The organism is Flavobacterium sp. CR10, assembly GCF_055814415.1.
Genome location: NZ_CP185985.1, coordinates 5,227,014 through 5,251,944, shown reverse-complemented (window position 1 = coordinate 5,251,944; position 24,931 = coordinate 5,227,014). Strand labels below are relative to the sequence as shown.

Here is a 24,931-nt window from a genome sequence, read left to right as displayed (position 1 = left end):
ATCAACCAGTAAGTCAGTTTTATTAACCAACCACCAATTAACATGTAAATTTATGAAATTTAAATTAACCAGTGCCTATTTCTATTTTAGAAAGCGGCTAATTATTAACATTATGAGAACTTTTATCTTCTTGTTTTGTACTACAATTTTTGGTTTTTCTCCCGTAAATCTATTTTCACAAAACACGAAAGTTGTAATTACAGCTGATAAAACAGTATCTGTTGACGAAGTTTTTGACATCATTACAAAACAAACCAACTATACTTTTATTTATCAGGAAGATTTATTTAAAAAATTACCTAAAGTACATTTAAAAAAGGGAAAAATTAAAGTGAATGATTTATTGGAAGCCAGTTTTTCCAATAAGGATTTTGATTTTAGTTTTTCTGCTGGAAATACGATTATTGTAAAAGAGAAAAAAGCAGCCGAAAAAGTTGTAGCGCCAGAATCCAAATTTATTGAAATTAAAGGAACGGTTACCAATGATAAAGGAGAGCCTATTCCAGGTGTAAACATCAAAGTAAAAGGCACGGGCGTTGCTACCCAAACCGATTTTGATGGTAAATATACCATTATAGCTCCAGATGATGGACAAATTCTCTTTACCTATATCGGGCATCGTGCGCAAATTATTGAGGTTAATAACAGAAAAATAATCAATATAAAACTTCAAGAAGAACGAAAAGAGCTTGAAGGAGTTGTTGTAAATACAGGGGTTACGGTTCGTAAAAAAGAATTGATAACTGGTGCTGTAACTATTTTTAAAGGTGAGGAATTAAGACAGGTGTCTACGCAAAATGCGGTTCAGGCTTTAAAATCATTAGATCCGTCTTTTATTGTTGTTAATAATAATATTGCAGGTTCAAACCCAAATATTCTGCCAACTATAGAGGTGAGAGGTCAGACAAGTTTAACAGCCAATCAGGTTGATAGTCAGTTTAGAGATGATCCGAATCAGCCTTTGTTTATTTTGGACGGATTTCCAACCACTTTACAGCAAGTTGTCGATTTAGATATTAATAGAATTGCCAGCATCACTTTATTAAAAGATGCGGCTTCGACAGCATTGTACGGTTCTCGTTCTGCAAATGGTGTTGTGGTTATTGAAACAAACAAACCAATACCTGGAAAATTGCAATTTAATTACGTTTATAATTCATCTTACGAATTGGCTGATTTAAGTGTTTATCATTTAATGAATGCAGAGCAAAAACTGGAGTTTGAAAGGCTTTCTGGAGTATATACCACTTCTAATAATGCTTCTGAATTTGACTTTAAAGTACAAAAAGAATATCAAAGACGTTTGGCAGGTGTGCGAAGCGGAATCAATACGTATTGGTTAAATGAGCCAATCCAAATGGGAATTACCTCAGGGCATAGTTTGAATTTCGGAGGTGGAAGTGACGAGTTCCGATTCAATATCGCAGGAAATTATAAAAAGGTTACAGGAACTATGAAAGGAACCGAGCATAATACCTGGGGATACAATGCTACTTTAACTTACCGAAAGAATAAATTGAGCATTAACAATCAGTTTTTTGTTTCTGGAGGAGATAACCAAGAATCACCGTATGGCTCTTTTGAAACTTGGGCAAAAACAAGTCCGTATTATCCAAAATATAATGAAGATGGAATTATAACACGTTATTTAGATGGTTCGTCATTACCTTTAGAAGCAAAAGATATTGTGGTAAATCAGGCTCCTAATCCGCTTTACAATGTTTTCTTAGGTAGCTACGATAAATCAAATTCTTTCAATTTTACGAATAACTTTGCTGTTAATTACGATATAAATCCACATATAAAAGCAACTGGAGCATTATCGGTAACAAGAAACAGCACGCTTTCAACTGTTTTTGTATCGCCAGATGATACGAGATATATTAAGGATATTGCGACAGAAAAAGGATCGTACTTTAAAAATGAGGCAATTACTGATAAATGGAACGCCAATCTTGGTGCCACTTATTCTAATGTTTTTAAAAATGTACATTCTTTCAATTATACCATTAGAGCTTCCGCTTTAGAAACTAGAAACAATGCTTTTGGAACTACGTTGAGAGGGTTTCCATTAGGTGTTGAAGGAAATCCAGCATTTGCTTTTGGATACCAGCCAAACGGAAAACCTAAAGTGTTCACCGAGTTAATTCGAAGTGTTGATTTAACCAATCAAATCAACTATGCTTATGATAGAAAATATTTGTTTGATTTTACACAAACAATGTCAGGAGCAACCAACTTCGGAACCAATAAAAAATATTCTCCATATTGGGGTGTTGGTGTGGGATGGAATATCAATAATGAGTTCAAAATGAACGAAAGCATTGTTAATATTTTAAAACTTCGCGGAAATATTGGACAGACAGGAAATCAAAATTTAGTAGGTTTTGCTTCTTATGATGTTTATTCATATAGTATTAACACTAACGTTTTTGGTCCTGGACTATCGGTTTCTCAATTGGCAAATCCTGATCTAGAAGCGCAAAGAACCAAAGATTTATCAGTTGGATTAGATTTGGCTATGTTCAGAAACAGATTGACTGCAACATTAGGAGCTTACAAACGTAAAACTTCTCCTCAAATTGTAGGTATTGACATGGCTGCTTCAACAGGGGTAAATTCGTATCCACTAAATATAGGCTATCTAGCTACACAAGGAATAGAATGGAAAGTGAACTACAACTTTATTTATGATCTTCAAAAGAACTTTATTTGGGGAATTGGTATTATGGGCGCTTCTGGGAATAATAAATTAGGAGGTTTTAATAATGCTCTTTCTTCTCTAAATGAGGCTGCTCAAAAAACAACAAGTCTTACGCGTTATTACGATGGAGCGAGCAGCAACGATCTTTGGGCTGTTCCTTCTTTAGGAATTGATCCTGCAACAGGAAGAGAAATCTTCTTGAAGAAAAATGGTCAATCGACTTTTACATTAGATAAAAAAGATGAGGTGGTAATGGGGAATTCTAGAGAAACGGCTACAGGAGTTGTTTCTACAAACTTAACCTATAAAGGCTTCAGTTTCGGACTATTAGTGCGATACAGTTTTGGAGCGGAAAGATTTAATACTGCCTTGTACAACAAAGTAGAAAATATCTCGAAGGATAATATTTTTGATAATCAAGATGCGAGAGCTTTTACAGATCGTTGGACAACACCAGGACAGGTAGCGCAATTTAAAGCTATTGGTTTGACGAATGCTACTCCAATATCTTCTCGCTTTATTCAAAAAGACGATTATATAGCAGGAGAATCTATGCGTCTAGGATATCGAGTAACTGATAGAGCTTGGCTAAAAAGAGCAGGATTAACTGGATTAGCATTTAATGCTATTGCAAACGAATTTTTCCTAGTGTCTTCTATCAAAGCCGAGCGAGGTATCGATTACCCTTTTTCAAGAATCTATTCACTTAATTTAAACGTATCATTTTAATTAGTATGAAAAAGTATTTACATAAAATTTCATTCCTTTTTCTAGTATCTCTTACAGTTGTTGGCTGTAGTGATTTTCTAGATGTGGTACCTCAGGATAAAATCTTAGAATCACAGCTATACAATTCAGAAACAGGAGTTCAGAATGTGCACAATGGACTTTATTTGCAATTGGCCTCCAATAATCTTTATGGCAAACAGCTGACTATGGATGCCGTTGAGATTTTGGCACAGCAGTATAATATACAGTCAAATCATGAAAAATATACTATGGCGAGTTATAACTATGCTGAAAAAACACCTAAGGCAACTTTCACGAGTATTTGGGAAACAGCATTTACAACCATTTTATCAGCCAATAAATTTCTGGAAAGCATAGAAGAACATGCTGGTGTAATTTCTGCAGAAAAAGCTAATATGTTAAAAGGCGAAGCGATTGCGATTCGCGCTATGCTTCATTTTGATATGCTTCGTCTTTATGGGCCTATTTACAAAGTAGCTCCTGCTGATCCCGGAATTCCTTATTATGATAAATATGTAACAACAATTAACCCGATTCTTCCAGCAAATGATGTAATTGCAAAGGTGCTTGCAGATCTTGATCAGGCTTTAACTCTTTTAGCAAATGACCCTGTTTTGACCACTGGAAAGTATACAGGATCGGGCGCTTTTGGGGGCAATCCGTATTATTCTGTAAACAGAGGAAATAGAATGAATTATTTGGCAGTAAAATGCTTAAAGGCACGTGTCCTATTATATTCTGGAGATAAAACAGGTGCTTCAACTATAGCAAATGAAGTAATCAATTTTACAAAATCAAATACACTTTTTCCTTGGACAGCCTTTTTAGATGCAACTAATGCAGCAGATCCTGATCGTATTTTTTCTTCAGAAAATTTCTTTGCTCTAAGCGATTATACCTTATATACCAAACAAAAAGATTTGTTTGATTCTAGTCTGGAAGATCGTAAAATATATTCTCCGTTATTGTCTAGAATCAATGCAGTTTTCGAGTCGAATGATAACGATTATAGAAGTCTTCCAAGCTGGAAAATTCCAATTGTTGGAGGAAAAACTCAGAAAACATTCTTTAAATATGAAGATGTTAGTGATAAGACTAAAGTGTTTCGTTTGCAAATTCCAATGTTCAAACTTTCAGAAATGTATTTAATTGCAGCCGAAACTTCAACAGTTCCTGCGACTGGAATTTCTTACTTGAACACGCTTCGCTTTAACAGAGGACTTGGAAATTTAGCAGCAACAGCAGTTTTAGCAACCGAAGTCACAAAAGAATATCGAAAAGAATTTATTGGAGAAGGACAGTTGTTTTTCTATTACAAAAGAATCAATTCGGCAAATATTCCAAACGGTGCTGCTGCATCAGGAAATTTGACTATGAATGCCACTCAATATGTAGTACCGTTACCAGATTCTGAAATTAACTTTCAATAATTTAAAAGATTAAATATGAATAAGATATTGATTTTAAGTATAATCTTGGTTTCTTTTTTAGGATTTACATCTTGCGAGAAAGAAGAAATTGAAACATACCAAGACACCGATAATATTTATTTTTCTAATGCCTTATATGCGCCTAACGGAATTACTGAACCTGTTCGTGATAGTACGGGTTTTAGTTTCAGTTTAGACAGACCGGCTATTGTAGGAAGAATTTTTAAAATTCCAATTAGAGTTCAAGGAAACCTAAGTGATGTTGACAGAAAAGTAAAACTTACTGTAGATCCATCGAGCACAGCGATTGAAGGAACTCATTTCTCTCTTCCTAAAGAAATTTACCTTCATGCAGGAAAACATGTCGATACAGTAGATGTTGCTTTTTTTAGAACTCCAGATATGAAAACCAATCAATATACATTGGTTTTAAATCTTGAAGAAAATGAATGGTTTACCACAAAAATGAAGACAAAAGTAGTGAATTCTATTACTGGGAAAACCATGAGTTTTATTCGATGTAAAATAACTTTCGATGACAAGTTAACACAACCTCCAGGATGGTTTGCCGCTTATTTGGGTGTTTTTACTGCTAAGAAATTCTTTTTAATGTGTGAACTAATGAGTCTAAATCCAGAAATGTTTGCACAGAAACTTGGCTCTCCAGGACTAACGGTGCCTGATGTAACGTATTATCAAAATTTTATGAAACGTTACTTAGCCGATCAGAAGAAATCTGGAAATACTATTTATGAAGAAGACGGCACAGAAATGTTCCTTCCATAATTATCAAATTCATTTCATATAAAACGTATAAAAATGATAAAAAAGATACAAATTAAAATAGCTGTGATGCTCCTATTGATCTTAGCGAGCAGCTGCGTAAGTGATGAAGGTAATTACAATTATACTGATATTAATACCTTAAATGTAACAGGTATCGAAAATGAGTATACTGTTTATACTGGAGAAAATTTTAAAATATCTCCAAATTTAAATCCTACCAAAGATGATGGGACTGATCCTAATCGCTATACATTTGAATGGATTGCGTTAAAGGGAACTAGAACCGTTATAGGCACAACAAAAGATTTTGATGCCGCAATAAAATTGTCTCCTGGTCAGTACAAGATTTATTACCTCATTACAGATAAAGTTACTGGAGTTACTTGGCAAACGGAGTTTTTAATTACTGACAAAGTTACTGGAGTTACAAAGAAACAGGACTATTTTACATTAAATGTAGTTTCGGCTATTTATGAAGGCTGGCTTGTGGTAGGTGATGTTGATGGAAAAGCAAGATTAGATATGGTTTCTATACTACCAAACGGAACGACACGTGTTATTACAGATGTTTTAGACGCTGCAGGTTCAGCTCTAAAATTAAGTGGTAAAGCTGTCGATGTAGAATGTTTTGGCTCAGCCCTTGCCACTTCTACTGCTTATGGAATTTATGTAACCTCTACAGAAACTGGTACAGCAAGATTAGAACCAGACTCTTTTGCTTGGACACAATCTCAAAATATTGCGTACGAAAGTGTTGGTGGTGCTTTTGATACCAATTTTGGTGTTGATTTTATGAAATCTGCTGGCCCTGCAGAAAACATTATTTACAGCAAAGGAAATGTGTATAGTTACATAAAAGTGCAGCAAGTTAGATATGGTTTGCCAAACAATATCTTGGATACAGAAACAAAACCTTTTTATGCGGCGCCTTTTATAGCGGAGAATCAGGGATACGGTGGTCCTCCAGTTTTATTTGATAAAGATTTGCGTCGTTTTGTTCGTATGAATGTAGTAAAAGGAAATTGTTCTATAATGCCTCCAGTTGTTGGTTCTCCAACTGTTTTGGATTGGAACAATACCAATTGCGATCTAGTGTTTATGACTACATCAGCTTACAATTCCTATGAAAATTTTGCGGTCTTAAGAAATATTACAACAGGTAAATTTCATTTGTTGAGATTTAATAAAGCTTTTGCGCAAACGTATTATAAAGAAATCTTGAATGCTCCAGATTTTGATAAAGCGACCAAATTTGCTGTAAGTCCAGATTCTGGTTATTTGTTTTATGCAGTTGGAGGAAAACTATATGAGTATGATAATGGAACTCAGTCTGCAAAATTAATGCTGGACAAAGGAAGTGAAGAAATCACTTATCTGGATTGTAATGCAAGAGCCAATAAATTATACAATAAAAAATTAATTGTTGGAAGTTACAATGGTTCAGTAGGAAAACTAGAATTATTTACTGTTCCTCCTGTAAATGGAGATTTGGTACTTGATTATAGTTATTCAGGATTGTGTAAAATTGTTGATGTTGCATACCGTGCTAGATAATTAAAGATTGATAACTCAAAGCCGAATGAATTTTTAAAATTCATTCGGCTGAATAACCCACATTTTATGAAACGATTTATTAAAATCGCAAGCGCAGTTTTGCTGCTTGCCTGTCCATCTATTGCCTTAAAAGCACAAGCGCAATCCACTCAAGAAAGTTGGGAACAAGCTAAAAAACAGGCGCAAACAGAGAAAAAAATAATCTTTGTCGATTTGTATTTCACAGGATGCATGCCATGCGCACAAATGGATAAAGAAGTATTTCCTGATCCGAAAGTTGCGGCAATTTTAAGCGCTGATTTTGTCACTTTCAAATCAGATATTTTGAAAGAAGAAATCGGTAAAAAGTTATGCATGAAATATGGCGTTACTGGTTTTCCAACTTTTTTATTGATGAATTCTGAAGGGAAAATTATTGATATCGAATCAGGATTTAAAAGCGTAGAACAGCTGACAGCTTTGCTTCAAAGCGCTAAAGATTCAGCTAAAAAAGGAATTTTCAAAAAATACACTGCGCAAATTCAAGAAAAAGACTATCCTGATTTTTATAAAGACGCTTATTTGAACGGAAAAAGAAATGTTTCTTTTGAAACTGCCGATGCTTATTTAAAAGCGCAGCCTTCGTTAACGGCCGAAGTTCCCTTTGTTATCATAAGTGGTTTAAGAATTGGACGCCAATACGATGATTTTTATTTAAAAAATGTAAAACAGTTGTATAAAGATTATGGTTCTGGAAGTGTTTCAAATCATGTATTTACGATTCTACAGCGCAAGAAAAAAGAGTTTGAAAAAACGAATGATTTAGCTTCTTTCAAAAAACTTATAGAAGAAATGAAACCATTTTATTCAACAGAAGAATACACAAAATATGAAGGCATTTTATTGAAAGATTTTGGAGTAGAAAAAGTGGTAGTTAATCCGTCGGCTTCACACAAGTAATCGAAATGAAAAAGATAGTATTCTTTTTAATATTGATTTCTGGTTGTGCGATTCATGCTCAAAACAGCATTCAGAAATCTATTAAAACTTTCGAAAAAGCTTTTCAGAATAAAAGTTATGCGGAGATTAAAGATCTTTTGGCGCCGCAATTTACTGTTGGCGTTGGAGATTCTTCTTCAAACGAATTTTATTTGAACGGAATTTTCAAAGCATTTCCGGCTTTAGATTCTATTCAGGTTGGAAAATCTGTGGCGATTAAAAATGAAACTTTTGTCTTGGTAGATTTTTGTTTTAATGGAAAAGAAAAAAAGCCGTCTCAAATTGTTTTCAATTCAGAAAATAAAATGTTGTACGTGACTTTTTTCGATGGTTTATATAAAGTGGATCGACATGCAGCAGTAAAAGAAGTAGCGAGCATTCCGTTTGAAATTATCGAAAACGGAATCGCCATTAAAATAAAACTGAACAAAGCCGATCGCGAATTTTTAATGCTTTTTGATACTGGCGCGGACGGAATGGCGCTCAATCCGGACAGCGCCTACAAAGCTGGTGTTGTAGTAACCAAAAGCAAATCGGCTTCTGTAGTTGGCGGAAGTCAGCAAGTGCAGTATTCGGCAGATAACACCATTTATATTGGCGATCAAGTTCTAAAGAATCAAGGTTTGGTTATTTTTCCAAAACATGGAGTTTACGACGGATTATTTGGTGCAAACTTGTTGAGAAATTTTATCACGTCGGTCAATTTTGATACGATGACGATTGACTTGTACAATTTTGGAAATTTTAATTATTTGGGAAAAGCAAAACCACTGGTTTTTGATTATAAATCGGGACTTCCGGTAGTAAAAATGAATCTGACTTTTGAAGATAAAAAAACAGTCGAAGGCAGTTTCACTTTTGATACTGGGGCTGGTTACGATCTTATAGCTTACGGACCTTTCAATCATAAAAACAATCTAGAAGCAAGTCTAAAAACCGAATACAACTCTGTCAATTTCAGTTTAGGAAAACAAACCAAAATTGTCGGCGGCGCCATTCCAAATGTTGCAATCAACGGAAACAATTTTCCAAACGTAACAATTGCTTTGCAGGAATATGACGAAGCCAATAAAAACTGGGCTTTCGCCGATGGTTCTCTTGGAATTGATCTGATCAAGCGATTCAATTTTACAATCAATTTATTAGATAAAACGGTTTATCTGGAACCTAACAAAAATTTCAAAAAGACGTCTTCTTTCTTTTTAAGCGGACTTGATTTGGATTTTGACGAAAACCAAAACCTTCTGATAAAGAGAATTATAGATCAGGAAAATGAGGATTTGAAAAAAGTCAAAATTGGAGCAAAAGTTACACAGATTAACGATTTTGAAGCTAAAGATTTATTAAGTCCTGAAAATCTTAAAAAGCTAAAAGAAACTAAAGAAAGCAAAGATTTTATTATAGAACAAGGCGATCAATCTATGAGAATTTCAATTTAAAACTATCAACCAAAAAACAAAGAAACAATGAAAAAACACATTTTTTATTTCATTTTGACCTTCATCACGGTTCAAATGAGTTTTGCTGCAAACCTTTCAGAATATGCAGTTATTAGAGGAACAATCGCGATTCCAGATTTAAAAACAAAAGAAATTACGCTTTACAATGTCGAAGATGGAAAGCCAGTCGTTGCTGCTACCGCAAAAGTCAATTCGTTGGGGGAATTCGGCTTTATGACACCAGTTTCAGCTGCTGGCTTTTATTATGTAGATTACGGGCAATTTAAAAGCAGAAACCAGTTAATTCGTTTGTATTTAGAACCTAAACTAGACTTAAATCTGGTAATCAATAAAACAAATTACGTTTTAAGCGGAAAGAATATCGGAGAAAATGCTTTGGTGCAAAAAGCAAATGAAATCTACAACGAATTTGCACCATTTGCACGTTTGGGTGAAAATGTATCGTATGTAGAATTTTATCCGTTCATTGATAAAGGTCTTGCTAAAGCAGATGAATTTTCAAAATCAATTAAAACCAAAGATGCGAATTTCAATAAACTATTAAAATTGGCCGTCGCAACAGATGTTGAAGAACTGACGTATACTTTTTTCAGAATGCCAAGATCTGTGTTTCCAGACAAAGACGATCGTCCGGCAGTGATTAAAACTTGGATGGCAGACAAGAAGTTTACAGATCCAGATTTGTTAAAATTAGCGAATGGAGTTTCTTTGATGACCAATTATTTTTTCTATGTAAGCATTAATGGCAGTGAAAAACCAAAACGTTTAGATTTAACAGAATCAATTACTCATATTACAGATCCAGCTTTAAAAGACGCGTATCTTCGTGAAGAAGTGGCAACTTCAAGAATGAAAATTGAAGAATACGAAAAAATTGCACCAAGCATTAAACCTTTTATGATTTCTGACGCGAGTAAAGCATTTTTATTAGAATATGAAAAAGTATTGCATAAAAATGTGGGTCAAAAAGGGTTGGATTTTACTTATAAAGACATCAACGATAAACCAGTTTCGTTTTCAGATTTTAAAGGTAAATTTGTGTACATCGATTTGTGGGCGACTTGGTGCGGACCTTGTAAAGCAGAGATTCCACACATGAAAAAAATCGAGGAAGATTATCACGGAAAAAATATCGTTTTTGTAAGTCTTTCATTGGATAAACCAAAAGACGCACAAAAATGGAAAGATTTTGTTACTAAAGAACAATTAAAAGGGATTCAGTTAATGGCAGACAAAGATTTTGGTTCTGATGTAGCTAAAAATTACGATGTAAATGCGATTCCGAGATTTTTATTGTTTGATACAAAAGGAAATATTATCAATGCCGATGCGCTTCGTCCGTCAAATCCAGAGTTGAGAGTGCAACTGGATAAATTATTGAAAGGTTAATTAATAGCTTTATGAAATACAGCAAAAAAATATCAGTTTTACTTCTTTTTATCGGAAGTTTGACTTTCGCGCAAGCGCAAAACTTTAAAGCAACAGATCCAATTGCAGTCAACCAAAAAATAAAAAAAGGAGTTCTGCCAAACGGAATGACGTATTATATTTATCCGACAGAGGTCAATAAAAATACGGCAAGCTATTATATCATTCAGAATGTAGGTTCGATTTTAGAAAACGATCAGCAAAAAGGTCTGGCGCATTTCCTAGAACACATGGCGTTTAACGGAACGAAAAATTTTGAAGGAAAAGGAATCCTGAATACGCTTCAAAAACAAGGAGCCGTTTTCGGAAAAAATATCAATGCGTACACAAGCACAGACGAAACCGTTTACAACTTAGACAATATTCCGTCAAAAGATGGCGGAGTTGTCGATACCTGTTTATTGGTTTTGCACGATTGGTCAAATTTTTTATCGCTGACGAATGATGAAATTGATGCCGAACGCGGTGTAATTACCGAAGAATGGCGTACAAGACAAAACGCAAGAGCGAGAATTTACAATCAATTAGCGCCTTATTATTACAACAATTCACTTTATGCAGAACGTATGCCAATTGGTGATATGGATATTGTAAAGAACTTTAAATATCAAGTTCTAAAAGATTTTTATAAAGATTGGTATCGTCCAGATTTGCAAGCAATCGCAATTGTTGGAGATATTAATGCTGATGAAATCGAAGCAAAAATCAAAAAACTTTTTGCAGATATTCCGACACCTGTGAATCCTAAAAAGCGTTTTGAAATTGCTATTCCAGAAAAAGTAGAACCAACTTTTAAACTGGCTTTAGATAAAGAAATTTCGGCTTCAAATATTAGTTATATGATTCGTCATACGGCCGAAAAATCAACGAATGATTATGCAGAATTAGAGAAATCGACACAAAGAAGTCTTGCTTTTTCTATCTTAAATAATCGTTTGGCAGAAATGGCGCAGAAACAAGAATGCCCTTTTAAAAGTGCATCAATCGGATATCAAAACTATACGCGTTTGAATGATATGTGGATTTTGAACGTTTCTCCGAAACCAGAAAAACAAGCTGAAGCTTTTGCGATGGTAATGAACGAATGGGTTCGTGCGTATAAATTTGGTTTTTCTAAAGGAGAAATCGAAAGAGCCATTACAGAAAATATCTCGAGTTATGAAAACTATTTAGACAAACTAAATGAGATTCCGCATAAACAAGTTATCGGAATGGTAAAAGACGATTATTTGAATCACGAAGTAATTGCCGACCCAAAAGCAGAATTTGAAATGGTAAAAAGCATTTTGAAAAATGTGGACACGAAAATTCTTCAAGAGCAAATCAGTAAATTATATACAGCGCAAAATCGTGTGGTAGCGGTTACAGGTGTAGAAAACGAAAATAATTTAACGCAAGAAAAAGCTTTTGATATTATTCAGAAAGCAGAAAACGATGCATCGTTACAGCCTTATGTGGATACTTTTGAAGGAAAAACACTTTTAGGAAACCTAAAAATTAATTCTGGAAAAATTGTTTCGGAGAAAAAAGAAACTGCAATCGATGCAACCACTTTTGTCTTGAGCAATGGCGTAAAAGTGCATTACAAATTTGCCGATAAAAACAAAAAAGAAGTGGAGCTTAAAGCTGAAAGTTTTGGAGGAACTTCATTGTACGAACCGCAAGATCTTCCGTCAATTGGGCGTACTACAACTTTAGCAATGATGTCTGGAGTTGGCGAACTTTCGAATGTTGATTTAGATAAAGTTTTAAAAGGAAAAATTGCCAATTCTTCTGTAAGCATTAGTTCGCTTAAAGAAACCGTTTCAGGTTCTGCAAACGTAAAAGATATTGAAACGATGATGCAATTGGTTCATTTGCGTTTTGTACAGCCAAGATTTGATAATCAGATGTATGCGCTGTTAAAGCAAAGATTACAAAATTCGCTTAAAAATAGAGCAAATGATATCAATGCAAAAATGGACGACAGTTTAACAGCTGTGGTTTATGGAAAAAACAACCCAAGAGTACAGCCATTCAATCAAAAATATATCGACGATTTATCTTTTGATAAAATGAAAGCTTTCTATCTGGATCGTTTTGCAGATGTTTCAAATTTTGAATTTTATATTGTTGGAGATGTTTCGCCAGAAGTTTTAAAACCATTATTAGAAAAATATATCGCTAGTATAAATGGAATTAAACGTAAGGAAAAATTCAAAACACAAGTTCCGAAATGGACATCAAATAAAATTGATAAAGATGTTTTCATCAAAATGGAAACTCCAAAAAGTTCTGTTCGAATTGCATTTTCTAAAGAGTACGCTTTTAATCAAAAAAATAGGATTCTAACTTCTTATTTGGCTGATATATTAACCTTGCGTTATACTGAAAGTCTGCGTGAAAAAGAAGGAGGAACTTACGGCGCGCATGTAAATGCAAATGTTGATAAACTTCCAATTTCTAAAGTAAATCTTCAGGTTAATTTTGATTGCGATGCGGATAAAGTCGAACATTTGCTGCCAATTGTCTATCAGGAAATTGATAAAATCAAGAAAGGAGAAATTGCTGCTGAAGACATTGAGAAAACAAGAACAAATTATTTAAAATCGAGAGAAGACAGCAAAAACTTCAACAGTTATAGCATGAACTTGATTTATAATTATTTTGAGAATGCTTACGATATGAATGATCCTGCAACTTACATTGACATTGTAAAAAGCATTACTGCAAAAGACATTCAAGAATTTGCCAATTCATTTTTGAACAAAGCAGATTCGTATGAAGTCGTTTTCAAACCATTAAAATAATCTGACCCAATTTTTATTTAATAGAGTTTAATTTGTATTTCCCTATCAAATAGTTATTTTGAATTAGTAAGCAATTTAGTTTGTATAGCGGATTACTTGGAGGGTTGTTTTTTGCTATTCAACCCTCTTTCTAAAGATTTTTACCCATGAAAAAGAATATTTTTTTACTGGGCTTTTTCCTGCTGTTTTCCATATTCGTAAAGGCTCAGATATACAATCCCATAAAATGGAAAACCAGTGTCGAGAAAATTTCTGATACTGAATACGAATTGCAGGCAAAAGCCATTATAGAATCGGGCTGGCATTTATACAGTCAGGAAGTTTCTGACGGAGGACCGATTCCAACTCATTTTAATTTTATAAAAAGCGCAGATTTTCAGTTAACTGATGCTGTAAAAGAAGAAAAAGGAAAAACGGTTAACGATCCTGTTTTCAAGATGCAGATTAAGTTTTTTGAAAAAGAAACCACTTTTAGACAACGCGTTAAAATACTTTCAGCAAAACCTTTCAAAATCAAAGCTGAGGTTGAATTTATGGTTTGCAATGATGAAAATTGTCTTCCGCCAAGTTCAGACGAATTGGAGTTTACTGTTAGCCCTTCCGCGAAAGCGAAAACTTTAATAGAAGCTGCTGTAAAAGAAGAAACAAAAACAGAAACAATAGATTCTTCGGTTACTGAAATAAAAGAAAAAACAGAAGAAATTGTTCCTGCAGAAATTGTAAATACGCCTAAAAAAGAAATTAAAAAAAGTGAGCCGAAAACCGAATCGAGAAGTTTATGGACGATTTTTTTATTGTCGTTTTTCTCTGGATTTGCTGCATTGCTAACGCCTTGTGTTTTTCCGATGATTCCGATGACGGTGAGTTTTTTTACCAAACAAAGTAAAACCAAATCGCAAGGAATTAGAAAAGCCGTTTTTTACGGAATCGCCATTATTGCCATTTATATTTTTTTGGGAGCCGTTGTAACTTGGGCTTTTGGAGCAGATTCGCTTAATGCGCTTTCTACAAACGTTTGGTTTAATCTGATTTTTTTTGTGCTTTTAATGATTTTTGCTTTTTCGTTTTTAGGAGCTTTCGAAATCATGCTTCCAAATGCATGGGCAAACAAAGTCGATTCGCAAGCTGATAGAGGCGGAATTGTCGGAATATTATTTATGGCTTTGGCTTTGGCAATCGTATCATTTTCGTGCACAGGACCAATCGTAGGAACTTTATTGGTAGAAGCGGCTTCGCGAGGCGGAATTGCACCTTTTGTCGGAATGTTTGGTTTTTCTCTGGCTTTGGCTTTGCCATTTACATTATTTGCCGCTTTTCCGGGCTGGCTGAATTCGCTTCCAAAATCAGGCGGATGGTTAAATTCTGTAAAAGTATTTTTAGGATTTTTGGAAATGGCTTTGGCGTTTAAATTTTTATCTAATGCCGATTTGGTTCTGCAATTGCATTGGCTGGAAAGAGAAACTTTTCTAGCAATTTGGATTGCCATTTTCGGAACGCTTGCTTTTTATTTGTTCGGAAAAATTCAGCTGCCGCATGATAGTCCGGTTTCGAATATTAGTGTTGGCAGATTAGGATTGGGCGTTTTAGTTTTGGCTTTTACCATTTATCTAATTCCGGGCATTTGGGGCGCTCCGCTTAAAATGATCAGTGGTTTTCCTCCGCCAATGCATTATAGTGAAATTCCGAACGGATTGAATAATTCCGCTTCAAAAGAAATAACTCAAAATCTTCCAGAAGGAGCAGAGCTTGGGCCTCATAATATTATGGCTTTTACCGATTATGATTTAGGAATGAAATATGCCAAAAAAATAGGAAAACCTGTTATGATAGATTTTACAGGTCATGCCTGCATAAACTGCCGAAAAATGGAAGATAATGTTTGGTCTGATGAAAAGGTTCAGAAAATCTTAAAAGGCGATTTGGTTTTAATTTCACTTTATGTAGATGATAAAAGAGAACTGAATGCGAGCGAGCAGATTACTTCTCAGATAACTGGTAAAAAATTAAAATATATAGGTCAGAAATGGAGCGAATTCCAAACGCTCACGTATAAAACTAATGCACAGCCATTTTATGTTTTGGTAGATCATAATGGAGAAACGCTCAACGAAACTTCAGCTTATAATCCAGATATCGAAGAATATTTGAATTGGTTGAAAAAAGGCGTTTCAAATTTTGAGAAAAGTTCGTAATCATAATTTCTACCTTTATTTTATATTTATATGTTCCGTAGGAATATTTCATCGGTAGAAAAATATATTATGATCGATATTTAACGTTCCTAAGGAACGTAAACGTAATTGTTCTTTATTACCGACGAGACATTCCTACGGAATGATTACATATGATTTTATAAAAAAAAGCGGTTATTTCAATTTGAAATAACCGCTTTTTTTAGAGTTCTAAGAATATTAAGAAAGCACTGTGTCTGGCAGAAGAGTTTTTTTTGCCACAGATTAAATTGATTTTCACAGATTTTTTTTAGTTGCCACGAATTACACGAATTAACGCGAATCGGTTTTAATTCGAAGCTAAAAAATAATCTTTTTAATCCTTGAAATCTGTGGCAGAAAAAATCAAATTGTCTGCATGCAATTTTAATTCGTGACAATTTGTGAAATCCGTGGCAAAAAAATATTAAGAAAGCACTGTGTCTGGCAGAACACTAGTTTTTTGTGTAAAATTTAATGTCAGTTGATCCAAATGACCATAGAAAAAAGTATCTAAAACTTCCTGAAAAACAGGATGCGCATTTTCTACCTGCACAAATAAGCTCATAGAAGAATGCAGTTTTCTTGCGCCAAGTTCTCCTAAAATACCTTCAGCAGATTTCTTTTTTAAGGTAAGGAGAAGTTTAGAAATCTCAATTAAATGTTTCGATAAAATAGGATGATTTAAAAATTCAGTTGCTTCTTTAAGATCAGCAACGGCATAATAATCAGAAAGAGCACTTTTACCAAGTCCTTTGATCTGCGGAAAAATAAACCACATCCAATGTGTTTCTTTTTTACCTCTTTTTATTTCAGATAATGCGGTCAGATAAAGTTTATTTTGCGCATCTAAAAATCGGGTCAAATCATTTTTTGCGTAAGTCATCTCTTGATTCTGTATTAAATGGTTTGTAAATCTAATTTGTTTAATCGGTAACACAGGTAATATATTTTTTAAAGAATTGTATCAAATTTTCGAATACCAAAAGTAGGATGCCTGTAGCGTTTTGAGTTATAGAATTGTAGTTGGTCTTTACATAATTCCGATAGCCTGTAAGAATGCCTTGTTAATATAATTTTAAAGTTTTGAATGATTCTAAATTCTAATGTTATTTTAATGTTCCAGAAAAAAATTGGCTCTAACTTGCGCGCTCAGAAAAAATGTAATAAACGCCTTAAATCACTGGGATCTTGAATCAAAATAATGTGATTTAGTTAAACTTTCTGCCTTTTAGAGTATGTTGAATAAAATTAAAAATAGCTTTTTATGTAAATGCCTTCAGGCGTTACTAGTCGGCTATTTTCTAATTAGCAGTTTAAACATTTCTAATAGTGTTGGAAGAATCTTAAGCGATAACGCTGAAACTTATACCGTAAAAGGCATTACCTGCAACTTCTTGAAAAAAATCTTCAAATGTGATGGAGTTCCAGAAGAACTGGAAGACTACAAAACAAAAGATACTAAAACAGCCAAATTAGCAAAAGGAATTCCTTTAATGGAATATTTAGTTTCATCAGAATCACTGATGCCTAATTTTTATTTTTTAATAGAATCTGAAGGGAAAAAATATATCGATAATACAATCTTCTCATTTGGGTTTCATGGTAAAATAGATATACCGCCTCCTCGGTTAAATTCATAAATACTTGTTTTTTAAGGATTAGGATAAAATCTTAATCTATAAATGCGGTTTTTGCCGTATATTTATTCTATGTAATAATCTTGTATTTATACTTACATTCATGACACCATTCAAACGATTTTACAACTTATTGCAGCTAGATAAGCGCGATGTGTATCAAATTATCTTCTATGCTGCGTTTGCAGGGTTAGTAAATCTTTCTCTGCCTTTGGGAATCCAAGCCATTATTAATTTTATTCAAAGCGGACAGCTGAGCGTTTCCTGGATCGTTCTAGTGATTCTAGTTACGGTTGGAGTAGGTTTCGGAGGAATTCTGACCATCCTTCAGCTGCGTATTGTCGAGAATTTGCAACAGCGAATTTTTGTACGCTCTTCATTTGAATTTGCCTACAGAATGCCTTTAATTAAATTTAAAGAAATGTACTCAGAGTATGCTCCAGAAAAAGCCAATCGCTTTTTTGATACGCTGATGGTACAAAAAGGCACGGCAAAACTTTTATTAGATTTCTGTACAGCATTCCTTCAAGTCGGTCTGGGAATCATTTTATTAGTGCTTTACCATTCTTTCTTCATGGTTATCGGACTTCTTTTTATTGTCATATTATATGTCATTTTTAAATTTTCGTACAGAGACGGTTTAGAAACCAGTTTGAACGAATCGAAATTTAAATATAAAGTGGCGGCGTGGCTTCAGGAAATTGCACGCAATAGAGAAAGTTTCCGCAGAAAAGGCGCTTTCGAATATGCTTTGGACAGAAATGATGGCTACGTAACCAACTACGTCAATTACCGCGAAAAGCACTTTCAGGTAATGAAAAAACAATATATTCAGCTTACTATTTTTAAGGTAATTGTTACTGCTGCCTTATTATCTATCGGTGGTTTTCTGGTAATTCACCACCAAATGAACATAGGGCAGTTCGTAGCAGCTGAAATCGTAATTGTATTATTGATCAACTCAGTAGAAAAAATCATTTTCGGACTGGAATCTTTCTATGACGTTTTGACTTCTGTTGAAAAAATCGGTCAAGTGACTGATATGGAGACTTCTTGCATTCCTGAGACTTCTGACAAAACAGAAAAAGGAATCAATATTGAGACAGAAAGCATTAGTTACAATTACCCAGGACACAATAAAAAATCGCTTAAGAATATCAATTTGAAAATTTCTCAAGGCGAAAAAATTATTCTTACCGGAACAAATGGTGCAGGAAAAAGTACTTTACTGAGACTTCTTTCGGGTGTTTTAGAGCCAGAAAGCGGTGCTATGTATGTTACAGATAATTACATGAATCGCCTTAACGAAGATACCTACAGAGCGCAAGCGGGAACATACTTGCAGGGCGATACGCTTTTTGCAGGGACTATTCGTGAAAATATAGTTTTTGGAAACGAGGAACTAAATAGTGATGATTTAAAATGGGCTTTAGATAATGTTGGTCTTACGCCGTACATTAAAACTTTTGAGAACGGACTGGAGAATCAAATTCATCCAGGAGGTCGTGAACTTTCTGCTTCTGATGTTCAAAAAATTCTTTTGGCAAGAAGTATTGTGGGTAAACCAAATATCTTATTCTTAGAAGATCCAGTTGATAAAATGGACGAAATTACTTCGAGTAAAATTGTTGATTTTTTACTTTCTGATGAAAACGATTGGACAGTTATTGTTACTTCTAAAAATGATGTTTGGAAAAGCAAATGCAGTCGTATGATTACGATTGATGACGGAAAAATTATTAACGACATAAAGCTTTAATCATGCTCAACTTATCTAAAGACAATAACGTACTTATAACGCCGGGCAAATACAAATCGATTACAAGTGTTGCTCGCAGACCACATTACGAAATTTTAAACAAAGTCATAATCGGGTTTTTAATATTTTCGGTATTATGCCTTTTTTTACCTTGGACTCAAAATATTTCGGGAACAGGTTCTGTCACCACTTTAAAACCAGATCAAAGACCGCAAACGGTTCATAATGCCATTGCAGGACGTATTGAAAAATGGTTTGTAAAAGAAGGTGATTATGTAAAAAAAGGAGATACCATACTTTACATTTCGGAGATTAAAGAAGATTATCTGGATCCTAATTTGGTTGACAATACCAAACAGCAAGTAGATGCCAAAAAAATGGCTGTAGAATCGTATGGCGATAAAGTAAATTCTCTTGATGTTCAGGCACAATCGCTTAATACAGAAAGACAATTGAAACTGCAGCAGGCGCAAAACAAAATTCGCCAAGCACAACTTAAAATAAAAAGCGACAGTATGGATTTAGTTGCGGTAAAAACACAGCTTCGAATTGCAAAAACACAGTTTGACCGTTCGACTGCTTTAAACAAAGAAGGATTAAAACCGCTTACAGATGTCGAGCAGAAAAGATTAAAACTGCAAGAATCGGAAGCGTATGTGATTACGCAGGAAAATAAATTGCTAAGCAGTAAAAACGAGTTGATAAACGCAAAAGTAGAAATTAATAGGATTACTGCTGAGTATGCTGAAAAGATTTCGAAATCAAGAAGTGATAAGTTTACAGCTTTAAGCACACAATACGACACAGAAGCTCAGGTTAATAAACTGGAAAATCAATATACCAATTACAGACTTAGAAATGGGTTGTATTACATTACAGCGCCACAAAGCGGTTATGTAAACCGTGCTTTATTGGCTGGTCTTGGAGAAACTATCAAAGAAGGAACTCCAGTTGTAAGCATCATGCCGTCTAAATATGATATTGCGGTTGAAACGTATGTAGATCCAATCGATTTACCATTGGTTCACAGAGGCGCAAAAGTTCGTGTTTGGTTTGATGGTTGGCCTAGAATCGTATTCTCAGGATGGCCAGGCTTATCTTACGGAACTTATGGCGGAAAAGTGGTAGCGATAGAAAACTTCATTAGTCCGAATGGGAAATACAGAATTTTAGTTTCGCCAGATGGAGAAGACCGTCATTGGCCAAAAGAATTGAGTATTGGTGCTGGGGCACAAAGTATTGCATTATTAGAAACCGTTTCGGTTTGGTACGAGATTTGGCGAAATCTAAATGGTTTCCCACCAAATTATTATAACTCAGGAGAAAAAGAAGCAAAAGGAAAGGAGAAAAAGTAAAATGAGAAATCTTGTAAAATTGTTTTCTTTCTTAATACTATTTTGTTTTTCTACAGTACGCAGCCAGAATTTTAATCAAGAGGAGCTTACTTTTGTTGAATACTTGGGATATGTAAAAAAATATCATCCGCTGGTAAAACAAGCCAATCTTGAAGTGACAAATGCTCAAGCAAAATTGATGTTGGCGCGTGGCGGATTTGACCCAAAAATTGAAGTAGATTACAATAAGAAAGAATTTAAAGGCACAGAATACTATTCGTTATTAAACAGCAGTTTCAAAATTCCGACTTGGTACGGGATTGAGGTAAAAGCTGGTTTTGATGATACAAATGGGGAATATTATAATCCGCAGAACAAGACTCCAGAAGCAGGTTTAACTTCGCTTGGAATTAACGTTGCTTTGGGACAGGGAATGTTCATTAACCAGAGAATGGCTGATGTTCGCGAAGGAAAACTTAATGTGAAACTAAGCGATGCACAGCGTAAATTGAGAGCAATTGAAGTTTTATACCAAGCAAGTGAGGCTTATTTTGAATGGAGAAAAAGCTATAACGAAGCCGAATTATATAAAAATTATTTAGGTTTTGCGAGCACTCGTTTTCAAGGAGTTAAAAAACTAATTGCAGCTGGTGATGCTCCTGCAATTGATAGTGTTGAAGCTAAAATTACAGTACGAAACAGAGAACTGAATGTTGAGAACGGAAATTTAAAATTAGCGAAAGCAAAATTGAAACTAGCTAATTTTTTATGGATTGAAAATGTTCCTGTTGAGTTGGGAGATTTAGTAAAACCAGAGCAAAATCTAATTCAGACCATTGAGGAAACTTTAAGAACAGATGCTATGATGGTTGATGTTGAATCGTTAGACTCGCATCCGAAAATTCAGTCTTTGGAAACGAAAATGGATATTCTGGAAGTCAATCGCCAATTGAAAGCCAATTCGTTGCTTCCAAAAATAAATGTAGGTTACAACTATATTTCAGAACCTAATTATTGGAATAATTTCAACGCTGATGATTATAAGTTTAATATCGATTTCAGTTTCCCGATTTTTTTAAGAAAAGAACGCGGAAGCTTAAAAATGGCAAAACTGAAAATTCAGGATATGCAGTTTGATATTGGTCAGCAGCGATTAGAACTTAAAAATAAAATCAAAGCACAGCAAACGGAAATTGCTTCTTTAAGAAAACAGAAAGTTGTAATTGATAATCTTGTAAAAGATTATATGACAATGCTGAATTCAGAAGAGAAATTATTTTCGTTTGGAGAAAGTTCGATTTTCTTAATCAATTCAAGAGAAAATAATTTGGTTAGCGCTAAATTGTCGCAAATAAGTTTAGAGAATCAGTTTTATCTCTCGAATGCCGAATTGTACAAAATATTGGCCAATCCAGATTAATTTAAAAAAATATGTAGCCTGTACCTGTCTGCATTATATTAGTTTTCAGAATTTAAATTTTAAAAAGCTTTAGATATTTTTCTAAAGCTTTTTTGTTTTTGGAAAATATTAAAAAGCGGTTTCATGTTATAATATGAAACCGCTTTTTTGAATCGCTAAATGCTTCTTTCTTTAAATTTGATAGAGTTTTTCTATTTCGCGGCCCTTAATTTAATATTGACCGAATATGAATTTATTTAAAAGAAGTTTTCTCTTATTCTGTTGCATCTTCTTATCACAGATTCTGAAAGCACAGGATGCGCCTTATACAATGGGATTTATTCCTGCATCTATAAGCGAAGTTGACGTTGCATTTCCGTTAATAGAAAAATGGCATTTGAGCGGACAGGCAGATTTGCAGCTTGTTACTCAAGGCGCTTACACAAACGGAAATCCGTTTGAATACACACAGCGTAAAGTAATAAGACCTTGGATTATATATTCTGGTTTTAAAAACATGAAACTTTGGTTAGGATACGCGCACAATCAGAAATATGCCATTGAAGAAGCGGGCAATTACAAAACCTTAGAAAACAGAATCATTGTTATGGGAACGTATACCCAAGAAATGCCGAAAGGATCTCTCTTTGAACAAGTGCGTTTTGAAACTAAATTTTTTGATGATAGAAACGGAAATCCACAGACGATTCCTAGATTAAGAGCCCGTTTTGGAGTCAATCATTATTTGAGGCAAAGTAAAGAGAAGCCAATTTTTCTGGCACCAAATATTGGGTATTATACTGAATTGATGCTGAAGTTTGCTTCTAAAGATTATGCCGAAGAAAATTTTGATATTTTCAGATTATCGGTTTATTATACTGCCGGAATTACACCAAATATTCACTTCTTAGCAGGCGTAATCGGGCAAATGCAATTACGAACAAACGGAACTCAGTTTGATGTTTACTACGGACCAATGGTTTCAGTAAAATATAGTGTAAAACCTAAAGAACGCGAAACTTTTGATAGCGTTGATGGCGGGGCGGATTAATTGCTTGTGTCTCTTTGATTTTTTTAGGCAATCTTTCTTTTGCAGATTTTTAAAAACTCTTTTTAATATTTTAAAATAATTTAATATTAAAAGCTTAATTTTTATGCTGATTTAAAAAATAATTTAAATTTGTTGTGAACCAAATAAGGAAAGCAATGAGTTTAAAAGATTTATTAGATAATAGTAAAGACAAAAGTTTATCCGAACAAAAATGGCATTTGCTTAGGCAGTCTATTATAAAACGTCTACTATCAGGCGGAAATTCGACTATTGCAGAATTGAGCGCCGAACTGCAGTCCAGTGTGCCTACAGTAACCAAAGCAGTCAACGAATTATTGACCGAAGGCTATGTTGTTGATTTAGGAAAAATAACAAATAGTGGAGGGAGAAGGCCTTCGTTGTTTAGTATAAATCCAACATGCGCCTACTTTTTAGGTGTTGAAGTTGGTTTAACAAGTATGTCTATTGGCCTTCAAAATATAAAGAATGAACTGGTAAGTATTGAGCTAGGAACTTCTTTTGCTTTAGAAAACACACAAGAATCACTTCTCAAATTCTGTAATTTAATTAATTCCTTTATCGAAGATAGCTCTGTCGAAAAGAGAATGATTGTAGGAGTCTGCATCAACTTTTCTGGGCGTATTAACTCGATGGAAGGTTTTAGTTATAATTATTTCTTTAGCGAAAACCGACCTCTAACGGAAATTATATCGGAACAATTGAATCTTCCTGTTCACTTAGAAAATGATACTCGTGCAATGGCTTTTGGCGAATATTGCGAAGGAGTTGTTGACGACGAACAAAACATCATTTTTGTCAATTACAGTTGGGGAGTTGCAATTGGAATGATTACAGATGGAAAACTTTATTACGGAAAATCAGGATATTCGGGGGAGTTTGGACATAGTACGATTTTTAATAATGAAATTATGTGCCAATGCGGAAAACTAGGCTGTTTGGAAACCGAAATCTCAGGTTGGTCTTTAATTAATCAATTTAAAGAGGCAATAAAAGACGGTAAGCAATCTAAAGTAGTCTTGGATGAAAATTCACCTGTCTTACAGCATCATGCAATTATTTCTGGAGCTGTAAATTTGGAAGATACACTTTGCGTAGATCTTGTAACACAGCAAAGTGAAAAAATGGGACGTTACTTGTCTATCTTATTAAACATATTCAACCCTGATCTTTTAGTCATTGGAGGAGATTTCGCACAACTTGGCGATTATGCACTTCTGCCAATACAATCTGCTTTAAAAAAATATTCGCTTGGTTTAGTAAACCGTGATATGAAGCTCAAAAAGTCTGCATTAGGGCGCCGAGCGGGTGTTATTGGCGCTTGCTGTGTGATCAAAGAAAAGCTATTATTTCCTTTGATTAATAATTGATTTAAGAATTGTACTTATAGTTATTAAAATAATTTAATAACTAATATTGTTATTTTAAAATATTTTATATCTTTACAAAATAATAATAAAATATTTAAATAAAGTTTACATCTAATGTTTAGCGATTAGCTGTCAAAAAAAAACTTTAGAATTAAGATTTGATGTTCAAAACCAAACTAACCATTTGGATAAAAATATTGTTTTTTGATCATAAAAAAAGCCAGTCAATGCTGTGAACATTGCTGGCTTGTTCTTCATAAGAACGGTGATT

At 34.1% G+C, this 24,931-nt stretch carries 16 protein-coding genes; 15 read left to right on the top strand and 1 reads right to left on the bottom strand.

From position 1 onward, the window contains the following. Positions 1-112 precede the first annotated feature (112 nt). The 9 genes from ACNRYB_RS21990 (at position 113) to ACNRYB_RS21950 (ending at position 16,071) form a co-directional block, all read left to right on the top strand. Entirely contained in the window at positions 113-3,433 is a 3,321-nt protein-coding gene (locus tag ACNRYB_RS21990; RefSeq protein WP_473728759.1) for a SusC/RagA family TonB-linked outer membrane protein, read from the top strand. A gap of 5 nt (positions 3,434-3,438) precedes the next feature. Continuing rightward, positions 3,439-4,884: a RagB/SusD family nutrient uptake outer membrane protein gene (locus tag ACNRYB_RS21985; protein WP_473728758.1), complete on the top strand. Its 1,446-nt coding sequence runs from the start codon at positions 3,439-3,441 to the stop codon at positions 4,882-4,884. Between the two features lie 15 nt (positions 4,885-4,899). Beyond that, complete coding sequence (locus ACNRYB_RS21980) at positions 4,900-5,670, top strand: DUF4843 domain-containing protein (protein ID WP_473728757.1); 771 nt, start codon at positions 4,900-4,902, stop codon at positions 5,668-5,670. A gap of 33 nt (positions 5,671-5,703) precedes the next feature. Next, a complete protein-coding gene (locus ACNRYB_RS21975; RefSeq protein ID WP_473728756.1) occupies positions 5,704-7,224 on the top strand; it encodes a PKD-like family lipoprotein in 1,521 nt (506 codons plus the stop codon). A 66-nt stretch (positions 7,225-7,290) separates the two neighbouring features. After that, complete coding sequence (locus tag ACNRYB_RS21970) at positions 7,291-8,163, top strand: thioredoxin family protein (RefSeq protein WP_473728755.1); 873 nt, start codon at positions 7,291-7,293, stop codon at positions 8,161-8,163. A gap of 5 nt (positions 8,164-8,168) precedes the next feature. Continuing rightward, the gene (locus tag ACNRYB_RS21965) at positions 8,169-9,641 is read left to right on the top strand and encodes an aspartyl protease family protein (protein WP_473728754.1); all 1,473 of its coding nucleotides are present in this window, start codon (positions 8,169-8,171) and stop codon (positions 9,639-9,641) included. Positions 9,642-9,668: 27 nt separating this feature from the next. Further along, on the top strand, positions 9,669-11,051 hold the full coding sequence (locus ACNRYB_RS21960) for a TlpA family protein disulfide reductase (RefSeq protein WP_473728753.1): 1,383 nt from the start codon (positions 9,669-9,671) through the stop codon (positions 11,049-11,051). 11 nt (positions 11,052-11,062) lie between these two features. Further along, positions 11,063-13,879 (top strand): M16 family metallopeptidase, encoded by a 2,817-nt coding sequence (locus ACNRYB_RS21955; RefSeq protein ID WP_473728752.1) that lies wholly within the window; start codon positions 11,063-11,065, stop codon positions 13,877-13,879. 146 nt (positions 13,880-14,025) lie between these two features. Then, entirely contained in the window at positions 14,026-16,071 is a 2,046-nt protein-coding gene (locus tag ACNRYB_RS21950) for a protein-disulfide reductase DsbD family protein (RefSeq protein WP_473728751.1), read from the top strand. A 445-nt stretch (positions 16,072-16,516) separates the two neighbouring features. Here the strand turns inward: ACNRYB_RS21950 and ACNRYB_RS21945 are convergent, their stop codons facing one another. Then, positions 16,517-16,975 (bottom strand): DUF1810 domain-containing protein, encoded by a 459-nt coding sequence (locus ACNRYB_RS21945; RefSeq protein ID WP_473728750.1) that lies wholly within the window; start codon positions 16,973-16,975, stop codon positions 16,517-16,519. Between the two features lie 352 nt (positions 16,976-17,327). Here ACNRYB_RS21945 and ACNRYB_RS21940 point away from each other — a divergent pair, with 352 nt between their 5' ends. From ACNRYB_RS21940 to ACNRYB_RS21915, 6 genes are all read left to right on the top strand, one after another. Beyond that, positions 17,328-17,732 (top strand): hypothetical protein, encoded by a 405-nt coding sequence (locus tag ACNRYB_RS21940; RefSeq protein WP_111363002.1) that lies wholly within the window; start codon positions 17,328-17,330, stop codon positions 17,730-17,732. Between the two features lie 100 nt (positions 17,733-17,832). Next, on the top strand, positions 17,833-19,488 hold the full coding sequence (locus tag ACNRYB_RS21935; protein WP_473728749.1) for a peptidase domain-containing ABC transporter: 1,656 nt from the start codon (positions 17,833-17,835) through the stop codon (positions 19,486-19,488). Between the two features lie 2 nt (positions 19,489-19,490). Further along, positions 19,491-20,843 carry an HlyD family secretion protein gene (locus ACNRYB_RS21930; RefSeq protein ID WP_343707362.1) on the top strand — a complete coding sequence of 451 codons (1,353 nt, stop codon included), beginning with the start codon at positions 19,491-19,493 and terminating at the stop codon, positions 20,841-20,843. A 1-nt stretch (position 20,844) separates the two neighbouring features. Further along, a complete protein-coding gene (locus ACNRYB_RS21925; RefSeq protein WP_129745396.1) occupies positions 20,845-22,242 on the top strand; it encodes a TolC family protein in 1,398 nt (465 codons plus the stop codon). A gap of 226 nt (positions 22,243-22,468) precedes the next feature. Beyond that, the gene (locus ACNRYB_RS21920; protein WP_473728748.1) at positions 22,469-23,272 is read left to right on the top strand and encodes a DUF2490 domain-containing protein; all 804 of its coding nucleotides are present in this window, start codon (positions 22,469-22,471) and stop codon (positions 23,270-23,272) included. A gap of 155 nt (positions 23,273-23,427) precedes the next feature. After that, positions 23,428-24,660, top strand: coding sequence for an ROK family transcriptional regulator (locus ACNRYB_RS21915; protein ID WP_129745400.1), 1,233 nt, complete (start codon positions 23,428-23,430; stop codon positions 24,658-24,660). The last annotated feature ends 271 nt before the right edge of the window (positions 24,661-24,931 follow it).

What these genes read in the sequence shown, in the direction of transcription:
- ACNRYB_RS21920 (WP_473728748.1), top strand. Translation starts at nt 22,469, where the DNA reads ATGAATTTATTTAAAAGAAGTTTTCTCTTATTCTGTTGCATCTTCTTA.
- ACNRYB_RS21930 (WP_343707362.1), top strand. Translation starts at nt 19,491, where the DNA reads ATGCTCAACTTATCTAAAGACAATAACGTACTTATAACGCCGGGCAAA.
- ACNRYB_RS21945 (WP_473728750.1), bottom strand. Translation starts at nt 16,975, where the DNA reads ATGACTTACGCAAAAAATGATTTGACCCGATTTTTAGATGCGCAAAAT.
- ACNRYB_RS21955 (WP_473728752.1), top strand. Translation starts at nt 11,063, where the DNA reads ATGAAATACAGCAAAAAAATATCAGTTTTACTTCTTTTTATCGGAAGT.
- ACNRYB_RS21960 (WP_473728753.1), top strand. Translation starts at nt 9,669, where the DNA reads ATGAAAAAACACATTTTTTATTTCATTTTGACCTTCATCACGGTTCAA.
- ACNRYB_RS21980 (WP_473728757.1), top strand. Translation starts at nt 4,900, where the DNA reads ATGAATAAGATATTGATTTTAAGTATAATCTTGGTTTCTTTTTTAGGA.
- ACNRYB_RS21975 (WP_473728756.1), top strand. Translation starts at nt 5,704, where the DNA reads ATGATAAAAAAGATACAAATTAAAATAGCTGTGATGCTCCTATTGATC.
- ACNRYB_RS21950 (WP_473728751.1), top strand. Translation starts at nt 14,026, where the DNA reads ATGAAAAAGAATATTTTTTTACTGGGCTTTTTCCTGCTGTTTTCCATA.
- ACNRYB_RS21965 (WP_473728754.1), top strand. Translation starts at nt 8,169, where the DNA reads ATGAAAAAGATAGTATTCTTTTTAATATTGATTTCTGGTTGTGCGATT.
- ACNRYB_RS21985 (WP_473728758.1), top strand. Translation starts at nt 3,439, where the DNA reads ATGAAAAAGTATTTACATAAAATTTCATTCCTTTTTCTAGTATCTCTT.
- ACNRYB_RS21940 (WP_111363002.1), top strand. Translation starts at nt 17,328, where the DNA reads ATGTTGAATAAAATTAAAAATAGCTTTTTATGTAAATGCCTTCAGGCG.
- ACNRYB_RS21925 (WP_129745396.1), top strand. Translation starts at nt 20,845, where the DNA reads ATGAGAAATCTTGTAAAATTGTTTTCTTTCTTAATACTATTTTGTTTT.
- ACNRYB_RS21970 (WP_473728755.1), top strand. Translation starts at nt 7,291, where the DNA reads ATGAAACGATTTATTAAAATCGCAAGCGCAGTTTTGCTGCTTGCCTGT.
- ACNRYB_RS21990 (WP_473728759.1), top strand. Translation starts at nt 113, where the DNA reads ATGAGAACTTTTATCTTCTTGTTTTGTACTACAATTTTTGGTTTTTCT.
- ACNRYB_RS21915 (WP_129745400.1), top strand. Translation starts at nt 23,428, where the DNA reads ATGAGTTTAAAAGATTTATTAGATAATAGTAAAGACAAAAGTTTATCC.
- ACNRYB_RS21935 (WP_473728749.1), top strand. Translation starts at nt 17,833, where the DNA reads ATGACACCATTCAAACGATTTTACAACTTATTGCAGCTAGATAAGCGC.